A 4,855-nucleotide genomic window follows, 5' to 3' on the forward strand; every position below is an offset into this window, starting at 1 on the left:
CGCCACCGCGCGCGAACCGACCGCGCCCAGGGCCGCGATGCCGACCAGGGTGCCGGTGGTGGCGGCCAAACCCGAACCGCCGGAACCGACGATCGCCACCTCGCCCGCGGTCGCCAGGCGCATGAGCGCGGGCAGCACGAAGGCGACGGTGCCCAGCAGCACGATGGCGACCAGCATGCGCTGGGCCTCGTCGGCGTCGGGCAGGTTGACGGTGCCGGTCTGGTCGTCGGTGGTGCCCGCGGTGGTGAAGGCGATCATGTAGACGATCGCGGCCACCGGCTTGTACAGCATGAACGCGATGATCCAGCGAATCAGCTTGCTGTAGGACGACATTCCGATGCTGGTGCCCGAGCCCGCCGCCGCCAGCGGCAGCACGCCCGCGGCGACCACGAGCATGCCCTGGCGCACGATGGCCAGCACGATCTGCGCGAGCGCCCCGAGCAGGCCGACGATGGCGATGATCAGCACCAGGCCGGGCGAGAACGCCTGCAGCTTGGAGGTTTTCACCATCAGCTCGGCCATGTTCTTGGCGTTGCCGTTGGTGGAGTCGTTGATCACCCACTCGGAGAACTTGTCCGAGGCCTGGGTGGCGGCCACGATGACCGCGCCCAGCATCCAGGAGCTGAACACCACCCGGGCGAACATCCAGAAGGAGTCGGTGGCCTGTTCGACCGCGGCTCCGCGTCTGGCTCTGGCGAGTTTGAGGCCGGTCAGGATCACCGACGCCATCAGCAGCAGGATCTGCGCTTGATAGGTGTAGTCGTTGATCTTGGTGAATAGTGTTCCCGCGTCGCTGACCCGGTCGTTCGGGATCTTCATCCAGAACGTGAGGGCCAGGATCAGCGCCTCGCCCAGACCGTTCATCAGCGAGTCCACCACCTTGCCGAAGGTAGAGTCCCACGCCTTGTCGCGCACGGCGGCCGCGGCATCGGTCGGATGGGTCGCGACATTGCCCGCCTTGCACGCCGCCGAGGCGGCGTCACCCAGCGAGATGCCGGGCACGCCCAGGCCGTCGAGGGAGTCGTGTAATTCGTTGCAGGCCTGGTCGAATCCGTAGGTCTGCCCGTAGGCCACCGTCGGGGTCGCGATCATGACGGTGAATACGACCGCGAAGATCGTGATTAGCCGCCTCAGCATGTGGTCCACCTTTCGATGGGTCGCGATGCCATCACCATCGGGTCCACCCCGCCAGTGAGTCCACGTATTCGGTTTGTGCCGTCTTGGAAGTGGAGGGCTTGAGCCGCCAGTCCCCGGCGTCCCAGACCATGATCAAACGCACGGCCGCCCACAGTTGCCGGTTGTCGACGACCGGTCCGCGCGCGGCCAGCCGCACGATGGACATGTCGTCGGCGTAGTTCTCGATCTGGAAGGCGTCGGGGGCGACCAGGTAGCGGGTCACCTTCTCCGGCTGCTGTTTCGGCAGCCGTTGATCGGCCAGCGCCTGGTCGTAGGCGGTGAGCTGTTCGGCGGGCACGCGCACCTGCCGCACGTACAGCTCCCGGTCCGCGGGCCGGGCGTTGAGCCGGTAGGTGATCTGCGCGGCCGCCAGTGCCGAACCCTGCGGGGTGTGCGAATACCCCACGGCCAGACCGTTTTCCAGGCGGGCCGGGCCGTCGGAGGTGGAGAACGGGACCGACGCGCCGTAGACCCGCTGCCAGCCGTCGGGACCGGTGGTGCCCAGCGGTGCCGCGGTCAGCCAGTCGGTGTCGCCCGCCTTGCGCTGCTTGGACGGATCCTGCGGCAGCGGCTGGCCGGCGGTGTTGTTGGGGATGTCGACCCGGCGGCCGAACAGATCCACCTCGGGCGAGGCGAATCCGGTGACCCCGCTGGTGTCGGAGGTGCTCGGCGGCGCCCCGGCGTCGTTCTTCGGGCTCGGTTTGGCGTCGCCGTGCCCGAAATAGACCACCAGGCCCGCGATCACGATCACCGCGACCAGGGCGGCCGAGGCGATCACGCCGAACGAGACGCCGTCGCGCTCGGGCGGCTCCTTCTCGCTCATCGCTTCGCCTCCACGGTGTCGGTTACCAGAGTGTGTGTGCCAGTGGACAATTCATTACCTGTGGACAACTCGGCCTGCCCGTACCCCTCAGGTCGGCAACAGGGCCAGTGCGATACCGCTGGCCGAGGTCGCCATGATCGCGCCCAGCAGGCTCATCACCACCCCGTGTGTCGCGTCGTTGGCGGCCAGGTCGTCGCGGAAGGCGTACCACAGGCGTCCGGCCGCCAGGATCATCCAGGCCAGGCAGAACAGCAGTACGCACCACAGCAGCCAGTCGATGAGCTGCATGAGCGGCCGGATCACGTCCGACGGCATCTGTTTGTAGGCCAGCACGGCATCCAGCGCCTGTGGCACTACCACCGCGGCGGACATTAGGTGATCACGGCGTTCATGATCGTGCCCGCGCTCGTGGCGACGATTCCTCCGATCATGGCCCCTGCCACCATCTTCGGCGACTCCAAACCGCCTCCTGTCCACTTTTCCCAGGCGAACCGGCCACCGGCGTAGGTGATGCCCAGGATTCCCGACAACAGTACGAACCAGGTGAAGTACCGAACCAGCTTCAGCAACTTGTCCGACGCGGGCGGCGCCTCGGGGGTCGGATTCCCGACCTGGGCGAGGAACTGGCCGTACGCGTCGTGTACGGCGAGGAGCATGCTCATTGTCTGTCCTTCTCCAAAAGCGAACTGCTAGTAACAATCTCGCCGATCACCGGCCCTGCCGTCCAACCGGTGGCGACAATTCCCTCGGCTAATCGCCCTTGCATCCCCGGTAACCGGGAAATCTTTGCTGCCCAACGGATTCCGTCGGTGTCCATGATCACTCCTCCGCGTCCGCGCCGTCGGAGCGGGGTGCGTCGAGGGCGTCCTGCGCGGCGGCCACGATGCCGGAGCCGAGCTCGCGCACGTCGGCGGTGATCTCCTCGAGCGGATCGGATTTGCGCTTGCGCTGCTGCGGGATCGGGTCGCCGGGCGACCACACCGGCAGCTGATCGGGCTCTACGAGGGTCCATTCCTCGTGCCACGGCAGCTGCCAGACCTGCCCGGCCAGCGAGCCGACCACATCGCGGTAGCGGCGGATCTCGGCCGGGATGCGGCCGGGGCGCGCGGCCACGGTGATCAGGCCCAGCACCTCGCTCGGCCCGGCGAGCCCGGCGTGATGCTGGCGCAGCAGGTCGTGGGCGCGGGTGAGCCCGGCGATGGTCTCGCGCGCCACCAGCACCACGAAGGGGGATTCGCGATCGAAGACGCCCGGCCAGCGCCGGTACGAATCCGCCGCCGGCGCAAGCACATGCGCGAGCGTGGTCGCGCCCGCGCCTCCGTGCACGCCGAGCAGCCACACCAGGGGTGCCCGGCCGCCTCCGGGTACGGGTCGGTCCCAGATGGGCGCGCGGCGGGATTCCGGTGGCGGCACCACTCCGGCCGCCACTGCGGCTCCGGCGGTGAGGTCACGGTCGAAGGATCGGCGTTCGGTCATGGCTGCGGTCATGATGCCACTCCAGCAAGCAGGCGGCGATACGCGCGGCGTGTCTCGGCGGCCAGGTTGCTGTGCCGCACCAACTCTCCACGCGCGAGGTGCGGGTCATAGGGTATCTCGACGATTTCGCGGACCCAACCGTCCAGATGCTCCCGCAAATGTTCAGCGATCCGAGAATCGCTGCCGGGCAACTGATGTGACACCACGATGGTGGTATCGCCGACGATGCCGTCGCCGGGACCCTCGCCCTGACCGCCGAACTGGTCGTCGAGCCACTCCAGGGTCACCCGCAACCGGTTGGCCGCGTCCACTCGCGCCGGAATGGCCAGCACCAGAGCGATATCGGCGTCCTCGAGCAGGGGCCGCAGGTGACGGCTGGCGATCGGCGAACCGCCGTCGTACACCGGGGTGTAGCCGGTCTCGCCGAGGGCGCGGGCGACGGTCAGATAGGTGGCGCGCCGGCGCAGCGGCGCGGGATCGCGCCACAGCAGGCCGATTCCGGAGGTCGCGCGGGAGAGGCATTCCTTGAGCGGCGCGGGTTCGTCCTCGCCGCGGCCGTAGAGCCAGGCCTGCAGGCTGATCGGGCTCAGGTGTTCGTCCGCGCCGCGCAGGGCGAGGTCGCTCCCGGCGAAAGTGCCGTCCACGGCCACCGTTTGAGCGCCCCCGGCACCCAGCTCCCCCGCGATGCCGAGGGCCGTCGTGGTGGTGCCCGCGCCGCCGCAGCCACCCACCACCAGAATCGGGCGCGGCGCGGGATCGGCGTCACCGCCGTCGCCGCCGCGTTTGCGCAACCGCACCACGGGAGCCTTGGAACGCGCGGCACGGCTCGGCGATTCACCCTCTTCGGGCACCTCGTCGAGCCAGCGGCTCCAGTCCTGATCCATTGTCTCCGCTCTCCTGTTTATCCGGCCGGAACGCCCGCGGCGGGTTCATGGTCGCCGATGATCGCGGGGGCCGTCATTTCGTTGTACGCCGCCGCGACGGCGATCGGGCCGGAACCGGGCCCCGCATCGGGTGTGCCGGTGGATTGCGCAGTGCCGCCGTGGGAATTCAGCACATAGAGAGCAACTCCACCGGCGATGGTTAGCAAAACAATGGCAACAATCAGGAAGGCAATGGCGGAAAACCGACGTCCCGGACCGCGTTCGGGCGGCGCGGCGGCCTCGTCGGCCACCGCGTCCAGCAGCTGCGAGGCGCGATCGACGGGCAACCGCGCGGCTTCGCCGGTCTCCGAGGGGAATTCGACCACCGTGCTGCCGCGGTACCGGACCGGCGGTGCGTACGAACCGGTCTCGCCGCGCTCGGTCATCCAATCCGACCAGGACCCGTCGAAGTGGTTGCGGCGCAGCACCGATTCCGGCACCGGCGGCAACGCGACCT

General features: G+C 68.7%; 7 protein-coding genes and 1 pseudogene. All 8 read right to left on the reverse strand.

The genetic code is table 11. The annotated features are described in order from the left end of the window. A partial coding sequence (locus ACWELQ_RS38120) for a hypothetical protein (protein ID WP_452401874.1) occupies positions 1 to 1,137 on the reverse strand: 1,137 nt, incomplete at its 3' end. 31 nt (positions 1,138 to 1,168) lie between these two features. Further along, positions 1,169 to 1,999 (reverse strand): hypothetical protein, encoded by an 831-nt coding sequence (locus tag ACWELQ_RS38125; RefSeq protein ID WP_452401875.1) that lies wholly within the window; start codon positions 1,997 to 1,999, stop codon positions 1,169 to 1,171. An 87-nt stretch (positions 2,000 to 2,086) separates the two neighbouring features. Then, the gene (locus ACWELQ_RS38130) at positions 2,087 to 2,359 is read right to left on the reverse strand and encodes a hypothetical protein (protein ID WP_452401876.1); all 273 of its coding nucleotides are present in this window, start codon (positions 2,357 to 2,359) and stop codon (positions 2,087 to 2,089) included. An 11-nt stretch (positions 2,360 to 2,370) separates the two neighbouring features. Continuing rightward, positions 2,371 to 2,661 (reverse strand): hypothetical protein, encoded by a 291-nt coding sequence (locus ACWELQ_RS38135; RefSeq protein WP_326307929.1) that lies wholly within the window; start codon positions 2,659 to 2,661, stop codon positions 2,371 to 2,373. Next, positions 2,658 to 2,816 carry a hypothetical protein gene (locus ACWELQ_RS38140; RefSeq protein WP_452401877.1) on the reverse strand — a complete coding sequence of 53 codons (159 nt, stop codon included), beginning with the start codon at positions 2,814 to 2,816 and terminating at the stop codon, positions 2,658 to 2,660. The genes ACWELQ_RS38135 and ACWELQ_RS38140 overlap by 4 nt, the downstream gene beginning before the upstream one ends. Positions 2,817 to 2,818: 2 nt before the next feature. Next, on the reverse strand, positions 2,819 to 3,487 hold the full coding sequence (locus ACWELQ_RS38145; protein ID WP_452401878.1) for a hypothetical protein: 669 nt from the start codon (positions 3,485 to 3,487) through the stop codon (positions 2,819 to 2,821). Further along, complete coding sequence (locus tag ACWELQ_RS38150) at positions 3,484 to 4,359, reverse strand: MinD/ParA family ATP-binding protein (protein WP_452401879.1); 876 nt, start codon at positions 4,357 to 4,359, stop codon at positions 3,484 to 3,486. The genes ACWELQ_RS38145 and ACWELQ_RS38150 overlap by 4 nt, the downstream gene beginning before the upstream one ends. Positions 4,360 to 4,376: 17 nt before the next feature. Next, a pseudogene (locus ACWELQ_RS38155) lies at positions 4,377 to 4,855 on the reverse strand (hypothetical protein); the annotation flags it as partial.

It is taken from the genome of Nocardia sp. NPDC004722 (genome assembly GCF_053601505.1).

Bases quoted from the DNA above. Each gene is read 5' to 3' on its own strand.
- ACWELQ_RS38125 (WP_452401875.1), bottom strand. From the start codon at position 1,999: ATGAGCGAGAAGGAGCCGCCCGAGCGCGACGGCGTCTCGTTCGGCGTG.
- ACWELQ_RS38135 (WP_326307929.1), bottom strand. From the start codon at position 2,661: ATGAGCATGCTCCTCGCCGTACACGACGCGTACGGCCAGTTCCTCGCC.
- ACWELQ_RS38140 (WP_452401877.1), bottom strand. From the start codon at position 2,816: ATGGACACCGACGGAATCCGTTGGGCAGCAAAGATTTCCCGGTTACCG.
- ACWELQ_RS38145 (WP_452401878.1), bottom strand. From the start codon at position 3,487: ATGACCGCAGCCATGACCGAACGCCGATCCTTCGACCGTGACCTCACC.
- ACWELQ_RS38150 (WP_452401879.1), bottom strand. From the start codon at position 4,359: ATGGATCAGGACTGGAGCCGCTGGCTCGACGAGGTGCCCGAAGAGGGT.